Genomic DNA, 15623 nt, shown 5'->3' with positions numbered 1-15623 from the left:
TGCCCGGCCTCGTCGATGGTGGCCACTACCGGCTGCCTCCCCTGTCGTCCCTGGCAGGTGGCGCCCTGTCCGGCGACCCTCCCCTGAGCCGGGTGCCATCATATGGCCCGGTCGGGGGCGGGGGAACCCGCACCGTCCCCCTGTGGACACCGAGCGTGTGCGCCGCGCCGAGGTGGACGGTCAGCTCGACGGCGTGTCGCCCTCCCGTTCCGTGCAGACCTGCCCGGAGGTGGCGAACGAGTCTGTCGAGTAGACCGCCAGCACGGTGAAGCAGTAGTCCACCTGCGAGTTGAGCCCGTTGACCGTGTAGCTGGTCTGGCCCGGGTCCACCGTGGCCATCACGCCCAGCGCCTTGCCGGTCCGGCCGCCGGCCACCATGAACGGCACCCCGCCACCCGCCGGGTCCGTCCAGTTCAGGGTGATCGTCGCCGCGTCGTCCTTGAGCGTCAGCCCGCCGGGCGGGGGACCGGAGACCGTCGACGCGGCCGGCGCGGCGGCGACCGGCGAGGCGGGCCCCGTCGGCGGCGCCGCGTCCCGGTTGAGCATCAGCACGCCCACGCCGACGAGCGCCGCGACGGCCAGGACCGCGACGACCACCGCGACGATGATCGCCGTCCGGTTCCGGCCGCCCTCCTCGGGCTCCGGCATCATCGGGTACGCCGGCGGCGGCGGGAAGGCCGGCACCTGCTGCTGCGCGGGCTGCTGGGCCGTCGGCCGGGCCCGCACGGGCTGCGCCTTCATCGGGAAGGTCTCGTCGATGTCGAGGTACGCCGGCGGCAGGTCGTCGACCCTCTCCCGCTCCGGCTCCGCCTGCGCCGCCTCCTCCCGTTCCGACTCCGCCCGCTCCAGTTCCTCCTCGACGTCCGGCTGGTCGGCGTCGTCGTCGGTCGTCGCGCCCGTGAGCGCCTGTGGGGGAGCCGTGCTGCTCCACGGCGGCGCGGACATGCTCCACGGCGGGGCGCTCACCGGCGGCTGGCCCCCGGGCGGGGCGCTCACCGGCTGCGGAGGCTGCGGCGGCGCGTTGAACTGCGGGGGTTGGTGCGGTGACGCGCTGACCGGCGGTGGGACCACCGGTGGTGGCGGGATCACCGGCGGGGCCGGGATGGCCGGTGGGGCCGGGATCGCGGCCGCCGGTGGGGAACCGACGCCCCTGGCAGGCGTGCTGAAGGGCGTCGGTGGCGCGCTCACGGGCGGGCTGCTCGTCCACTGCGCGGGCGGCGCGCTGACGGGGGGCGTCGGTGGCGCGCTGACCGGCGGTGCGGGCGGCGCACTGATCGGGGGCGCGCTGACCGGCGGCGGAGGGCTCGCCCGGTGCTCGGCTCGGGCACCAGCGAGCGGCGCGGGCGGTGCGCTGACGGGCGGTGCGCTGATCGGGGGCTCGCTGACCGGCGGTGCGGGGGGTGCGCTGACCGGCGTGGGGCGGGGCGGTGCCGGCGCGGCGGCGTGCGCCGCCGCGGGTGGCGTGCCGGGCGATGGCGCCTCGGACGGTCGCGCGGGGCTCGCCGGACCGGCCACCGTGCCCGGCGCGGAGTCGGCAGAATCCGGGCCGGCGGGCGCACCGGCGGCGCGGGCGAGCTCCTCGGCGAGCAGCGGCTCGATCTGCTTGACCTGGATGGTCGGCTTGGCCCACCCGGGTGCCGGCCTGGCCGGGCGCTCCGATGCCTCCGATTGCGCTCCGGTCGCCGCATCCGGTGCCTCGTGCCGCGCGCCGGTCGCCGCATCCGGAGTCGACGAGCGCGGGTCCCCGGCGGGGCGCCCGGCCGCTCCGGCGGTCGACGGCGTTCCGGTGGCGGCTGACGGCGCTGCGGTCGGTGGCGCCTCCCCGCCGGGCGGCGCTGCCGCAGGCCGCGCCGCCGGGGAGCCTTCCTCGGCGGTCCGCTGCCGTGGCGGCGCGGCGGAATCCGGCCGAGGCGCCGCAGCCCTCGCCTGTGCCGCCGGTTCCGGGTTGGTCACGGCGGAGGCGGTGGGCTGTGGCGCGGCTCGCGGGGGAGCGGCCACAGGTTCCGGCGTGGCGGCGTCGGGAGCGGCCGCGTGCCGTCCGGCGGGCGGTGCCGTACTCGCCGTCACGGCAGGCGCGGGCGACGCCGGGGCCTGCGTCACCGGCGGGGCCGGCGGTGGCGGGATCGTCCTCGGAGCCGGGACGACCGGGGTCGCCCGCCCCGCCGCCGGCGCGGCGGGGCGCGGCGGGACCTGCGGTGCTGCCGTGGGCGGTCCCGGCCAGGCGGGCGGCTGGGCCGCCGGGGGCGCCGGCGCCCACGGAGACTGCGGCGACCCCGGCCCGGGGCGTTGCGCCGGCACGACCGGGGGCAGCAAGGGTGCCGGCGGCACGTGCGGCTGCGCCGGGGCGGCGGTGGAGGGCGGTGGCACGACCGGGGGCGGTGGCACGGGCGCGGCCGGGGTGTGTGGCGGTCGCGCCTGGGCGGCGGCGGACGCCGGAGGCGGGGGTACGGCGGCGCGTCCCTGTCCCGGTGGCGTGGGCACGACCGGCGGCGGCGGGATCGTCGGCGGCGGGGGAATCCGCTGCGGCGGGGCGGCGTACGGGGTGGCCCGTCCGTGCCCGGCGGCGGGGGGCGCGACCGGCGGGGCCGGCGGCGCCCACGCCTGCTGCGACGGGGCCGGAGCCGCCGGCGGTGGCGGGATCCGGGGGGCCTGCGGCGGCGCCGGATACGGCTGTGCCGGTGCGGGCGGCACGTGGGGCCCCTGGGCGGCGGGGCCGGGCGCGTACGGGGACGCCGCGGGGTGCGGTGGCGGGGGAGTGGGGACGGCACGCCCCAGGCCCGGAACGGGCGGGGGCGGCGGGATCGGCGGCGCCTGTGCGGGCGCCGACGCGGCCGGTGAGGTGCTGGTGACGTGCGGTGGCATCGGCTGCGCGGTCGGTGGCAGCGGGGGGCCGGCCGCGGCCGGCTCGTGCGGCCGCCAGGCGGTGGAGAGCACCGCCAGCGACATCGTCGGCTCGGAGAGCGCAGACATGTCGGGCCGCGCGACCGGCGGCGCGGGCTGAGGGGCGGGAGCGGCGTCGCCGAGATACTGCCGCGCCGTGCGTACCGCCGGGTGGTCGACGCCGAGCACGGCGGGCCCGAGACTGGCGACGCGGGTGTAGTTGCGGCGCGCCTCGTGCCGGTTGCCCAGCTCGTCCGCCACGGCGGCCAACTCGAAGGCGAGCGCCAGCATCAGCGGATCGGACGGCGGCCAGAGCCGCTCGCCGGCGGCGGACGCCTCCTCCAGCACCCGGCGGGCGGCACCCGGGTCGCCCGCCTCCCTGTGCAGGCGGGCCAGCAGGTGCGCCGTGCTCAGCACATCCGGGTGGTCCTTGCCGTACGGCGGCCGGGCGGAGCCGACGGCGTCGGTGAGCAGTCGACGGGCGGAGTAGAGATCGCCCGCGGCGCGCAGGGCGAGAGCCCGGTGCTGCACGGCGGCCAGGGGAGAGGGATGGGACACGTGGCCATGCTGCCGCGTGAGGCCCGTCGGACGCTACCCAGGCCCACCGGTTGGCCGTGGCTCACACGGGCCCGGGCACCCTTCCGACCTGCGTCGACCCATCGGCCGGAAGCTGATGTGCATGATCCACCCGGGGCGTGTACAGTAACTCCCCGTGCGGCCCACCAGGGCGGCCGGCGGGTGGAAGTTCACCCCGGTCGACACGGTAGGCTGGATGAGCAGGTCCGGGTGGCGGAATGGCAGACGCGCTAGCTTGAGGTGCTAGTGCCCGTATAGGGCGTGGGGGTTCAAGTCCCCCCTCGGACACCAAATTGCAGCATCCATGCTGTTTTCGGCGTACTGGTGATCAAGCATGCTTGATCACGCCAATCTCAGCGCAGCGCCCCCTCGATCAAGCCTGTCTTGATCGAGGGGGCGCTTGTCGTGGGCAATCGTTCCGTGGCTCCGATCATCCCGCCGGTGATGCTGGCTGACCGGGAGCAGGGTTCTCGTCGCCCGGGTGGTGGAGCTCCTCGCCGTCCGCCGTTGCGCTGGTGGTCCTGCCGTCGCCAAGCGCCGGCACGATGCTGTACGGCTTGGCCGCCATCGACGGCAGTGGCCGGGATCGCCGATCGCACGATCATCTGCGCCCTCGCGGCTGCACATCCGTGAGGCCTCCGGAGCCATCGTCGTCCGGCTGGACGGGCAGGGCGTCTTCACCGTCGCCGGACAAGGTCATCTCCACCTGCCGGCGGCGGTGAGCAGCAAGGCGTCCACACTCGTGAGCGCCTGTCGTGGCAAGCAGCCTCGGCCGGCCGAGGGGTGGATGTTGCGGCGTCCGGGTGGCCTCCCTTGTCCTGGCCGGGAGGGTTTGGGTGCGCCGCCGGGCAGGTCACTTGAAAACTGGTTCGGACTCGAAGGCGGCGCCGATCGCCTTCATTTCCGATGCGCCGGCCCCTTGGCCGGTGCACGGCGATGATCGCCGGCTCGCGTAAGGTCCTCACATGCAACCGAGGGCGTTCGAGCAGCACATTGCGGTGTTCGGGGAGAGCGGCAGCGGAAAGACCGTCCTACTCTCGTCGTTCTACGGTGCCACGCAGGAACCGCAGTATCTGAAGAGGAGCCTCTTCCACGTCCTGGCAGAGGACATCGGCCAGGGCAACCGGCTACATAAGAACTACCTCGGCATGAAGGACGAGGGCACGCTGCCGCTAACCACCCGCTTTGCCGCCACGTCGTACGCCTTCAAGGTGCAGATGAAGGACGGATCAGATCCCGCGGCAGCGAAGTCCCGGCCATTCGACGTGCTGCGGGTGGTCTGGCACGACTATCCGGGGGAGTGGTTCGAGCAGTCGGTGCAGAGCCCGGAGGAGGCTCAGCGCCGCGCCGACACCTTCCGGTCCCTGCTGAGCTCGGACGTCGCCCTGCTGCTGGTCGATGGCCAGAGGCTACTCGACAACGCGGGCGAAGAGGACCGGTACCTCAAGTCTCTGTTCAGCAATCTCCGCAACGGCGTGCTGTCGCTACGGGACGAGTTGCTGGAGGACGGCAAGCCGCTCGCCCAGTTCCCCCGGATATGGGTGATGGCGCTGTCGAAGGCCGACCTTCTGCCGGACATGGACGTGTACAGGTTCCGTGATCTGCTCGTCGCCAAGGCATGCGACGACCTCGAGCAGCTGCGCGAGGCGATCGCCGGGCTGGTAGATGGCCGCGAGGCGCTGTCGGTGGGCGAGGATTTCGTGCTGCTCTCGTCGGCGAAGTTTGAGCCGGGCAAGATCACGGTGACCGAGCGCGTCGGGTTGGAACTGATCTTGCCGCTGGCCGCCGTCCTGCCGTTCGAGCGGCATCACCGGTGGCACGAGTTGACACAGCTCCCAGCGCGCTTGTTCGAGGGCCTTCTCGGCCGTGCCGACGACCTGGCATTCGCGCTGCTGGCTAGGACCAGGCTGCCTGGCCCGCTGGGCCTGCTGATGAACCTCGTCGGTTCCGACCTCTTGAGCAGCGCGGCGAAACTGGCCGGGGACAGGCTTCGGGCGGTCAATGCCGAGGCGCTGTCCAAGAAGGAGTTCCTCTCGGCCACACTGACCGGCTTCCGGATAGACCTGGAGAAGGGCGAAGAGAACCAGATCCTGCTCCGGAGCGTGCGATGAGCCTCATCTGGGCCACCCGCGGCCGGGCGTGGGGCTTCCGTTTCTTGCTCACCGGCGGGTTCCCGGACCCCCTTCCGGAGTACGAAGCCGCTTTCGTGGGCGCTGGCGATGCGCCGGAGATCTGCCACCCTGTCGGGGACAGGGTGGCGTTACGCATCGCGGATCCGCTGGGGCGTAAGGACCAGTCGGGCCGGCTGATCCCGCACGAGTTCGTCATCTGCGGGCCGCAGGCAGCAGAGATCCGTTCGGTGGCGGACGGTCTTGCGCTGGTGTGGCCGCAGGTGGCTGGGGAGTTCGAGCGAGTCTGGGAGATGCCTCGGCCGCCTGTCTGAAGCCGATCGTGGACATCTCGGTGGCCGTCGACCTCGACCTGCGCCCACTCTCCACTTGGGCGGACTTCGGCGCCGGCAGTGGTTCCCTGGACGACCTGAGCCCCGGGGCGGGTGGTGCTGCTCTCGCACTACGCCGAGGCGGTCGGGGTCCGGCCGGGGGAGACACTCACGCTGACCCGGGGAATCGTGCGGTCGAACGGCGCCTGGCTGCCACGCTGGACAACACCTTGGTCGACGCGGGCGTCCTGCTCGACCCGGCAGACCTGGACCGGCACGGTGTGCTGGCGCAACCCACCGGTTTCCTGGCCGACCTGGTCACCGACGGGGAGGACGCCCGGACGGCGGCACTGACCCTGCGTCGCCTAGGCGGCGAGAACGTGGAGGTCCAGGTGCTCGCCGACGCTCGCGACGACGCCGAGGGCGACCTGTGGGAGGTCTTTCGGGTGCTGCTGGCCCTGCTCGGGCTGACCGTGATCGTCTCCGTGGTCGGGGTCGGCACCACCGCCGCGCTCTTGGTGGTGGAACCGATCCGAGAGTCCGGCCTGCTGCGGGCCGTCGGGATGTCCCGGGACCGGCTCCGGGCGATGCTCACCCTCGAGGCCGGCCTGTACGGGCTGCTCGGCGCGGTTCTCGGCCTGGTGCTGGCGCTGCCGTACTCCTGGTTGACGATGGCCGTGCTCGGCGAGAGCGTGTCGGTCGAACTCCCGGCCGGACGGCTCGCGCTCGTGGTGCTGACGTTGGCGGCGGCGACCGCGCTTGCCGGCCTGCTGCCGGCCCGCCGCCCCGCCCGGGTCTGCCCGGCCGCCGCCCTCGGCGCCGGCGACTGACCACCTCCGACCAGTCCGCCGAAACTTCGGCGTCGCCTCACCGTGATGCCGCACTTCCGGCGGAGGGTGCCGGCTTGAGGGTAGGCCGGAGGGAATCCACTCGTTACCTTCTGTGCGTGGACGTTGACGACCTGTCCGCCAGCAGTGGCGGTCTCGCTTCCTTTCTTTCGACGACCGACTGGGCCGCGATGTGCTCGCTCGGTTCCCGGTGCCTCATGACCGCCGGCTACCCGTTATTCCGACAGGGCGACGAGGGGGAGCACGCTTACGTGATCCTCAGCGGCGCGGTCAAGGTGGTTCGTGGCGAAGCAGCGGGAAAGAGCGCGATCCTGACGATTCGCGGGGCTGGCGACGTCGTGGGCGATCTGGCCGTGATGGACGGTGGCCGCCGCTCCGGCACGGTTTCGACGCTGACCCCCATGGTGGTCCGGGTGGTCTCCGGGGCGAGTTTCAAACGGTTCATCGAACGACCCTCCGTCACCGCCGCCTACGCCCGGTATATCGTCAACCGCCTCCGACAGTCTGATGTCCAGCGGACCGAGATCGCCGTCCTTCCGGTACGGCAGCGCCTAGCCCGGGCACTGCTCCGGCTCTACGTGACGGCTGACGCCGCCGGTGGCCAACGCGCCTTCGATCTGCCGCAACAGGATCTGGCAGAGCTAATCGGCGCGTCCCGGAACGCCGTCGTCCTCGCGCTCGGGGTTCTCCGCGCCGAAGGCGTGCTGGACACCCATCGCATGCGGGTATCGATCCTCGATGTCGATGCACTGCACCGGCTGGCCGGATGACGCAGTGGTTGATAACCACGTCACCTCTGGTGTGCACAGTGGTGGGCAGCGCTACCCAAGCGGGCCGGACACGATTGCCTCGTCCGGCCGCCTGCGAAGGGAACGCGATATGGAGCAGTCACTCCCGTTCGAGCAGTCCCGCCCGCTACCGCCGTACCGCGCGGTGCTGGCGGTCGACGCGAAGGGCTTCACAGACCTGCCCGGCTGTACGCACGAGAATGTCTCCCGCACCATTCACCGGCTCGTCGGGGACGCGATGCGGGATGCCGGGCTGGACGCGGAGTGGTCGAGTCCCGACTTCTATGGCCCAACCGGGGACGGCCTGGCCGTGGGCTTGCCGACCCGGATACTCCCGTATCTCGTCCATCCCTTTCCGGCCATGCTTCAGAATCGTCTGGACGACCACCGGCGCCAACACCCTGGGGAGGAACCTCTGCGGTTGCGGGTGAGTCTGCACGTGGGTCCCCTGCCGACTGACTCGGCGGCAGTGGGGCAGGGGGGCAATGGGACAGCACGTAACGAGACGCACCGACTACTGGACTCCGGGGTGGTCAAGAGCGCGCTCACGGAAGCCAAACCGCGCATCACCCTGGTTGCCATGATCGTCTCGGACCGGGTCTTCCACGACGTGATCAGTGCTGGTTACTCCGGTCTGCACCCGGACCACTTCGTCGACGTCGAGGCCCGGGTGGAGGGCAAGGCGTTCGCGCAGCGTGCGTGGCTGCACCTACCCACCCCGTCGGGCGCCTGGCCGGTGGGCCGGACGAACGAAGCGGAACCCGCATCGGAGTCTCAGTCCCCGCCAGGGCTCGCCTACCGGCCGTCGCAGCAGCCGGTGGGCACCAACTACGGGCAGGTGGTCGGGGGTGGGACCGTGCACGGCGGAATGCACCAGTCCTTCGGCGGTAACCCCCTCGGGAGCCGATCGTGAGCCCCGAAGAGACCGTGACTCTCGCCGAGGACGACCGGCTCGAGGAGGACCTCTACTCGGAGGCTGTCAGCGGCATCAACGTCGGGCAGATGGTCACCGGTGGCACCGTGCACGGCGGAGTGCACCAGACCTTCGTCGAGAACAAGCTGATCAACGAAGCCATTCGCCGGCACCATCTGCTACGGGCCTATGTCGAGCAGGTCGTGCAGTCACTCGCGCCACGCAGCTACCGACTGGCGAGCCAGGACCAGGATCTCACTCTCGACCGGGCCGCCGCAGCCCGCGTCGTCGGCGACCAGCCATGGGCGGTAGTGCTGGGCCCGGCCAACTCCGGGCTGCGGACGGCTGCGGTCGCGCTGCTGTACGAGTCGAGCCAGGCGGGACGGCGATTGGAGGAAATTCTGATCGACGAGGAGCGGGGGCGCCCGTTCACTGCGGCGGAGCTTCCGGCGGAACGGGGCGTGACATACCTGTTATGTCTGCCGGACCAGCGGGAACGGTTGAGTCCCGACCTGGGCCGCCGGTTGCAGGCCCACGCCGCACACCTGGCGACCCTGGAGGCGAATCTGGTGGTCGCGGCGACCCCAGCCGTCTGGGCCGCCGCCGGCGGCGTCGGGACCGTCTCCATCTTTCAGGTCCCGCCCCCAGACCTTGGGGAGGTGGTACGTCGCGAGTGCGCAGTGCACGCTGTCGACGCTTCCTCCATCATCGGGAATCCCGCCATCGGCGACTTGCTGACCCGAGCCACGGTGATGGACGCTATGCGGCTTACCGGGATCATCGTGACCGCCCTCCGTAACCATCCCGAGCATGACGTGACGAAGCTCGTCGAGGAGGTGTGCGGGGCCTATGGTGACTGGGACGACGTCCTGGCCAACTGGTTCAGCGGAGCCAGGAGTGTCCGGCATCGGCTGTTCCTCGTCGCAGCCGCCTTGCTCGAGGGAGAGCCACCGGCAGAGGTGCTGGACGCGGTCAACTCGCTCGGGCAGACCCTCGGTGACCTGCCCTCCGCCCGCTCCGACGGTCTCGCGGAAATCGGACTACGGGCGCTGATGAGCGAGATCAAAGCCGAGGTGGTGGACGGTGGGCTCCGGTTCGAGCGGGCGAACTACGGCGCGGCAGTGCTGACCTTTCTGCACGGTGACCGCTCTGCCTGGTTCCACAAGAAGCTGTGGGAGTGGGCCATGGACCTGCCGTTACGGCGGAACGACCATCGGCAGACCCGTCTGGCGGAACGGATCGTCGGGAATCTGGTGGCCATCGTGTTGCGGAGCCGGGACACCCGCCCGCTGGTGTGGCTGAATCGCTGGACCGGACGGCCAAATCTGCGGCCCCACGTGGTGCAGGCCCTAACGGCCACTGCCATGAGCGAGGAGGTGGGGGCTGACGTGCGGAGCCTGCTCTACCGCTGGTCGCGCTTGGAGCGTGCGAGTGACCAGTCCCTCTGTACCATCGCCGAGGTCTGCTCAGGTGAACTCGCCCGGCTCTATCCCCGGGTGTCGCTGACCCGTCTGAGCCACATTGCCCACCGTGACTCTCCGGTCGTCCGGGATGCCATCGTGGCGGCGGTGAGTCGGCTCTGGGAGATACCCCGGCTACGCCCTCGGATCGTCGAGGTGGTTACCAACTGGTCCGAGGGTGAACCTGGTGGTCGTACGGAAACGGCGTGGGCGGTGTTCGCAGCGCTCGCCCGTAGTGAAGCTCATCCCGTGTTGCTGACCTGGCATGACGAGTCGTCGCGCATCGGGCTCGTCGGGGCCGTGGCCCGACTCTTCGATCAGACCGAGGTCGATGCGGCCCGTACGGAGTTCGGCGAGAGTCTGCTCGACGCGGCGCTCTTGTCCGAGGCTAGTCGGATCCGGATTGTCGAGTTTCTCGGGGACGTGGTGCGTCGTGGGGACGGCGGGACCCGCCGTCTCGTGCGCCTCTCCAAGCTGACGTTCGCGTGGCAGCCGGTCGATCGCGACGTGACCAGCCCGGAACGGCGTGACGTGCGTGACCACGTCGTCGAGAGCCTGCACCAGGTCGATCCACTCACCGTAGGAGCATGAGATGCGTGATCTCTTGCGGGGAATCTCCCGGGAGTGGACGTCCGGGAATGAGAAGCACTCCCCCTTCCCGTCCCCGTCACATACGTTCGAGGCCACGCTGGCTAGCGCGCTGCCCGGCGCGAACTTTCAGGCGGAGGTGACCGTTGAGTGGCGGGGACGTGAGCCGGAGGCCGAGGCCAAGGTTCGTGCCTTTGCCTGGGACCACCTCGCCCGGTGGGCCGTCACCCGGCGCGTCACGGTTGCGAGTCACCTGGCTGATCTGATCAATGCCAGGGGCGTCACCGAGATTGCCGTGCCGCAGACCAGTCTGGTCCTCACCCATCTGCGTGTCCGGATCACCGTGCCTGCCGAGGCGCTTGCCGTGACCACCGCTTGGGAGGAGGCCGAACGACGCGCGACTCTGGAGAAGCAGCGTCGCGGAGACGAACTGCGTCAGCTTCGGTGGCTGCGTGACGAGATCTTCGGCAGGCCGGATATAGCTCGGATGTACTGGCATCTCCACCACCCGGCCGATCTTCAGTCCTTGACGGACCCTCTCTTCGATACGATCGCCGCTCAACTTGGCAGTGGTGAGCGTGTGACTGCGCCCCCGCAGGTCGAGGCGGACCCGATTAGTGTGCTCATCGGAAAGTTTGTCGCCGGGCTCAGTGCAGACGAGCGCCGGCACCTAGTCGGCCAGCTCGATCGGGTGTTCCGTAGCTTCGACCGCACGGACCTCGCCAGCCAGCTGGGGGATCCGAGTGACCGGGTCGGGTCGTGACGGGGGCGCTCCGGTCCTCCGGTTTGCAGAGCGAAGCGGGATGGAATGCCCTCCAGCAACTACACGAGACGATTCGTTTCGCCGACGTGAAGGCGGCTGCGGTCCTTGCAGCCGCCGGGCTCCTGGGCGGCAGCCTGTGGTCCGGCCAGGACTCCCTGACCGTGACGGGCCGGGCCTGGTCGCCGGTGCTCCCGGTGTTTTCTGCGGTAGCGGCCGCGACGAGTGCGCTCCTCGCGTTACACACGCTGATGCCGCGACGACAGGCGGCTGCGTCGGAGCCTCTACACCACTTCGCGTACGTAGCCGAGCGTTACGGACGCAACAGCCAGGGATTCGTCGACGCTTGGTTGGCAACCACAGTCGATGAAGACGCCACCGCCAGGATGCTGGCGGGACACGTCTGGGCGGCGCACATGGTGGCGAGTCGCAAGTTCGCCTATGTCACGTGGTCGATCCGACTTCTGGTGCTCGGAGTGTTGGCCTGGCTTGTGGCCGGGCTGGTCTGACGCGTCGGCCGGTGTCGCCGAACGAGGTGGCAGGATGCGTCTCGTCCCGTCACCATGTCGAAAGCCGTACGTTGGATGCTCGGCACCTGGGCGGCTGATCGTGTCTGCGCAGCTCAGAGCCGAATTATGACAGTTGATGACAAACTTCGGACGGCTACTTTCGGTAACAAGGGGTCGTCGGTTCGAATCCAGATGTCCCGATTCAGGTCAAGGGCTGACTCAACCTCGGGTCAGCCCTTGACGGTGTACCGGCCGGGTCCCGTTAATGGCCCGGGGACCCGTACAGCCCAGGTTGGCTGATCGTCAATCGATCGGGATAGCGCCGACTAGTAGTGCTTTGTTAGGTCGGTGTGTCGTTGAGTCGTCGAGTGGTTCGGGGTAGTTCGATGTTGCGGTGACCCCTGACGAGCTTTCCGTTGCGCGGCAACGGCTTGAGGCGTTCGCCGCAGACGTTTTCACTCCTATGGTTCGTTGGATCAGCGGGCGAAGGGTGAGACGTATCTGCGGGGGCTGTTGTTGGACGGGCGGCGCAAGTCGATGCAGCCGATGGCGCAGCGGCTCGGGGTGGATCATCAGGGGTTGCAGCAGTTCGTGACGACCTCGACGTGGGACACCACGGCGGTGCGGATGCGGCTGGCCCGCCGAGCCCTCGAGGTGGTCGAGCCGGTGGCGTGGATCGTCGACGACACCGGCTTCCCGAAGGACGGCAAGAGTTCGCCGGGCGTGGCCAGGCAGTACTCCGGCACGCTCGGCAAGGTCGCGAACTGCCAGATCGGGGTGAGCGTCCACGCGGTCACCGACACCGCGTCCTGTCCTCTGGACTGGCGGCTGTTTCTCCCGGCGTCGTGGGACGACCACGCCGTTGACGAGGCTGACCGGCCCGAGGTGGCTGCTCGCCGGGCCCGCTGCGGCATACCCGAGCAGGCGCGTCACCGCCCGAAGTGGGCGATGGTGGTGGAATTGCTCGACGAACTGGCCGGCCACGGGCTGCGCTCACCGCTACTGGCCGCCGACGCCGGCTACGGCGACAACAGTCAGTTCCGCAGCGCCTTGGACGAACGCGGGATCGGCTACATGATGCAGGTCAAAGGCGATGCCCTCGCACACAAGCCAGACGTGCGGCCGACCGAGCGGGTGTGGTCCGGGCGGGCCCGCCCACCCACCCGCACGGAGCCGCGCTACCCGAAGACCGCGATCAGCCTGGTCGAGCACGTTCGCGCCGCCGGACGCGCCGCCACGGAGACGGTTACCTGGCGGGAAGGCTCGAAGGGCACGATAAGCTCCCAGTTCGTCTTCCTGCGCGTGCGTCCGGCCGGGCACCGCGTCGCCCGCGATGCCGACGGCCTCCTGCCCGAGCGGTGGCTGATCTCCCAGTGGCCCGACGATGAGGCCGAGCCAGTCAAGTACTGGCTGTCCAGCCTGCCTGCTACCACCAGCCACACCGGCCTGGTCCGCTACGGCAAGATCCGCTGGCGCATCGAACACGACTACCGCGAGCTGAAGACCGGCCTCGGCCTGGACCACTTCGAGGGCCGATCCTGGATCGGCTGGCACCGCCACGTCACCCTGGTCACCGCCGCGCACCTGTTCATCACCGAACTGCGCCTGGACCCAAAAGCGGCTGCGCCGGCCTGACTCTCTACGCAGTCATCCGCGAGCTGCAACGACTCCTCGCGACCTGGACCGGCGCCTGCATCACCTGACACCAGCCCGTGAAACCGTTACACCGCAACAAACGCCACAAAATCTAACAAAGCACTACTAGGGCGCGTTTCGTAAGTGGGTGTTGGCCGAGTGGGGTCACGGCGTGGCGGTGATCGATAATTGAAAAGGTCTCCGGTAGTTGCTGTCAGGGGCGTTCCCAGAAGTCGGGCCCGATGGGCTCCTGGTAGTCGGAGGAGGCGACGAAGAAGCCCTCGTCGTCGACCTCGATGGGGAGTTGGGGGAGGGACCGGCTGGCGGGGCCGAAGATGGGTTTGGCGTTGTCGGTGATGAGGAACTGCGACTGGTGGCAGGGGCAGAGCAGGCGGTTGGTCTGCTGTTCGTAGAGGCTGGCGGGGCAGCCGGCGTGGGTGCAGATCTTGGAGTAGGCGATGTAGTTGCCCCACATCCAGTCCTGCTTGCCGGCCTCTTCGTTGTTCTCGCGTGCCCGCAGGGCGTCCTGGGCTCGTAGGTGGATGAGCAGGGTGACGGAGTCGGCGTGCTGGTTGCTGACGCCGTGCGGGATGCCGGGGAAGACGGTGACCTGCCCTCCGGGGAGCAGATCGGCGGGGCGTACCGGCCGGCCGTCCTCGCGGACCAGACGTACGCGGGTGGCGGCGCCCTGGTCGTCGGCGAGGGCGAAGCCGGTACGGAACAGTTGGTTGTCCTTGTGGGGGTTGGAGATGAGACCGCCGACCAGGGGCGCGACGGCGACCGCGCCGACGGGGACGAGGCTCGCGAGCAGGGACACACCCAGCAAGGGACGGCGTCGCACGCCGAGTTCGTCGGCCATGTGCAGCATGGTCTGGCCAGCGATGAGTCGGTCGTCGGGGGAGACCGCACCTTCATGGCGGTCCTGGATCGACACCTCCTTGGGCAGCAGCTTCTTGCCCCACACGAGGATGCCGAACCCGATTCCCAGCAGGGCGGTGCCCATGGTTGTCCCGAGCAGAGGGGTGTAGTACTCCTCGATCTCGCCGAGGAGCTGGTAGCGCCACGGCCACCAGATGAACACGGCAAGGAACGCGATGCTGGCGAGTCCTGCGATGAGGAAGAGCAATGCGGTGGTGCGGACCAGCCGCCGTTCGGCCTTGGAGCCGGCGAGGACTTGAGGTTCGTAGTGGACGATCTCGATGTCGTCGCGGCGGGCGCCCTCGCGCACCACCTCGAACCGGGACAGCCTCCGATCGGTGACATCGACCGGTGCGCGGCTCTGTTGGGTGGTGTGTTCGGTCATGACTTGCCCGCGATCCAGAGGCTGGCGAACACCAGCGTGACGATGCCGACCAGGAAGACCGCCAACCCTTCGGTGGAGGGTCCGTAGCGACCCAGGTTGAATCCGCCGGGGTCGTGGTCGGTCTGGATGACCTGCTGGATGTAGGCGATGAGGTCGGCCTTCTGCTCCGGTGTCAGAGTGCTGTCGCCGAAGATGGGCATGTTCTGCGGGCCGCTGAGCATGGCGGCATAGATGATCCGGTCGCTGGCGGGATAGAGGCTCGGGGCGTACTTGCCGGAGGACAGCGCCCCACCACCGCCGCCAAAGGCGTGGCACTGCGAGCAGTTGACTCGGAACAACTCGCCGCCACGGGCGAGGTTGGCGTCGTCGACCAAGGCCTTCACGTTGTCCGGCACCACCGGGCCCACACCGAGGGAGTCGATGTACGCGGCGAGTTGACGTACCTGCTCGTCGGTGTACAGCGGGGGCTTGCGCTGCGCCTGGGCCTCCTGCCGGGCCAGGGGCATCCGGCCCGTGCCGACCTGGAACTCCACCGACGCGCCACCAACGTTGATCAGGCTGGGTCCGCGCCCCTCGACGCCCCCGGCGCTGCGGCCGTGGCAGGTGATGCAGCCGACCTCGAACAACGCCTCGCCCTCGGCGGCGGCGGCACTCAACCGTGGCTCCTCCTGAGCCTGTGCGGCCGGCGTGAACAGGGTGTAGGCGCCACCGGCCAGGATCAGGGCGATGATCATCCGTACGACGCCGGCCGCCTGTCGTCGGGTTCGGCTGGGGCGGGACGGTCCCACCGATCGAGTGAACTCGCGGCGTGACTTGCGCATGGCGTCCTCTGTCTGACGGGCGGGCAGATGGGCGACTACTACACGGTCTTGTACCAAGATGCGGCATTCGCGTCGGCTGTGTGGTCGTTTCGCCGCTACCCG

The 15623-nt window shown here is 70.1% G+C and carries 10 protein-coding genes, 1 tRNA gene and 3 pseudogenes; 10 read left to right on the top strand and 4 right to left on the bottom strand.

Annotated features, from left to right (window positions below; genetic code table 11):
- Positions 1-180: 180 nt before the first annotated feature.
- Positions 181-639 (bottom strand): annotated as a pseudogene (locus tag AB0G08_RS02570) (fibronectin type III domain-containing protein); the annotation flags it as partial.
- A gap of 2361 nt (positions 640-3000) precedes the next feature.
- Positions 3001-3438: pseudogene (locus AB0G08_RS02565) on the bottom strand (tetratricopeptide repeat protein); the annotation flags it as partial.
- A 222-nt stretch (positions 3439-3660) separates the two neighbouring features.
- Here AB0G08_RS02565 and AB0G08_RS02560 point away from each other — a divergent pair.
- The 10 genes and pseudogenes from AB0G08_RS02560 to AB0G08_RS02515 all read left to right on the top strand — a co-directional run bounded on the left by AB0G08_RS02560 (position 3661) and on the right by AB0G08_RS02515 (position 13397).
- A tRNA-Leu gene (locus AB0G08_RS02560) sits at positions 3661-3747 on the top strand.
- A 674-nt stretch (positions 3748-4421) separates the two neighbouring features.
- Entirely contained in the window at positions 4422-5567 is a 1146-nt protein-coding gene (locus AB0G08_RS02555; protein ID WP_358082049.1) for a hypothetical protein, read from the top strand.
- A complete protein-coding gene (locus tag AB0G08_RS02550; protein WP_358082046.1) occupies positions 5564-5899 on the top strand; it encodes a hypothetical protein in 336 nt (111 codons plus the stop codon). Before AB0G08_RS02555 ends, AB0G08_RS02550 begins: the two co-directional genes overlap by 4 nt.
- 227 nt (positions 5900-6126) lie before the next feature.
- Positions 6127-6726 (top strand): ABC transporter permease, encoded by a 600-nt coding sequence (locus tag AB0G08_RS02545; protein ID WP_358082043.1) that lies wholly within the window; start codon positions 6127-6129, stop codon positions 6724-6726.
- 116 nt (positions 6727-6842) lie between these two features.
- The gene (locus AB0G08_RS02540) at positions 6843-7514 is read left to right on the top strand and encodes a Crp/Fnr family transcriptional regulator (RefSeq protein ID WP_358082040.1); all 672 of its coding nucleotides are present in this window, start codon (positions 6843-6845) and stop codon (positions 7512-7514) included.
- Positions 7483-8445 carry a hypothetical protein gene (locus tag AB0G08_RS02535; RefSeq protein WP_358082037.1) on the top strand — a complete coding sequence of 321 codons (963 nt, stop codon included), beginning with the start codon at positions 7483-7485 and terminating at the stop codon, positions 8443-8445. Before AB0G08_RS02540 ends, AB0G08_RS02535 begins: the two co-directional genes overlap by 32 nt.
- Positions 8442-10496 (top strand): hypothetical protein, encoded by a 2055-nt coding sequence (locus AB0G08_RS02530; protein WP_358082034.1) that lies wholly within the window; start codon positions 8442-8444, stop codon positions 10494-10496. Before AB0G08_RS02535 ends, AB0G08_RS02530 begins: the two co-directional genes overlap by 4 nt.
- A 1-nt stretch (position 10497) precedes the next feature.
- Complete coding sequence (locus tag AB0G08_RS02525; protein ID WP_358082031.1) at positions 10498-11256, top strand: hypothetical protein; 759 nt, start codon at positions 10498-10500, stop codon at positions 11254-11256.
- A complete protein-coding gene (locus AB0G08_RS02520; protein WP_358082028.1) occupies positions 11253-11762 on the top strand; it encodes a Pycsar system effector family protein in 510 nt (169 codons plus the stop codon). The genes AB0G08_RS02525 and AB0G08_RS02520 overlap by 4 nt, the downstream gene beginning before the upstream one ends.
- A 394-nt stretch (positions 11763-12156) precedes the next feature.
- A pseudogene (locus AB0G08_RS02515) lies at positions 12157-13397 on the top strand (IS701 family transposase).
- A gap of 214 nt (positions 13398-13611) precedes the next feature.
- On the opposite strand, the gene AB0G08_RS02510 reads toward AB0G08_RS02515, so the two are convergent.
- Together AB0G08_RS02510 and AB0G08_RS02505 are read right to left on the bottom strand one after the other, a co-directional pair.
- Entirely contained in the window at positions 13612-14700 is a 1089-nt protein-coding gene (locus tag AB0G08_RS02510; protein ID WP_358082025.1) for a Rieske 2Fe-2S domain-containing protein, read from the bottom strand.
- Entirely contained in the window at positions 14697-15521 is an 825-nt protein-coding gene (locus tag AB0G08_RS02505) for a c-type cytochrome (protein WP_358082022.1), read from the bottom strand. The genes AB0G08_RS02510 and AB0G08_RS02505 overlap by 4 nt, the downstream gene beginning before the upstream one ends.
- Positions 15522-15623 lie beyond the last annotated feature (102 nt).

The sequence above is a fragment of the Micromonospora sp. NPDC023644 genome, from assembly GCF_040640115.1.
Taxonomy (GTDB): Bacteria; Actinomycetota; Actinomycetes; order Mycobacteriales; family Micromonosporaceae; genus Micromonospora.
The sequence above is the reverse complement of the archived record's forward strand: the minus strand, read 5'-3'. Positions and strand labels throughout refer to the sequence as shown.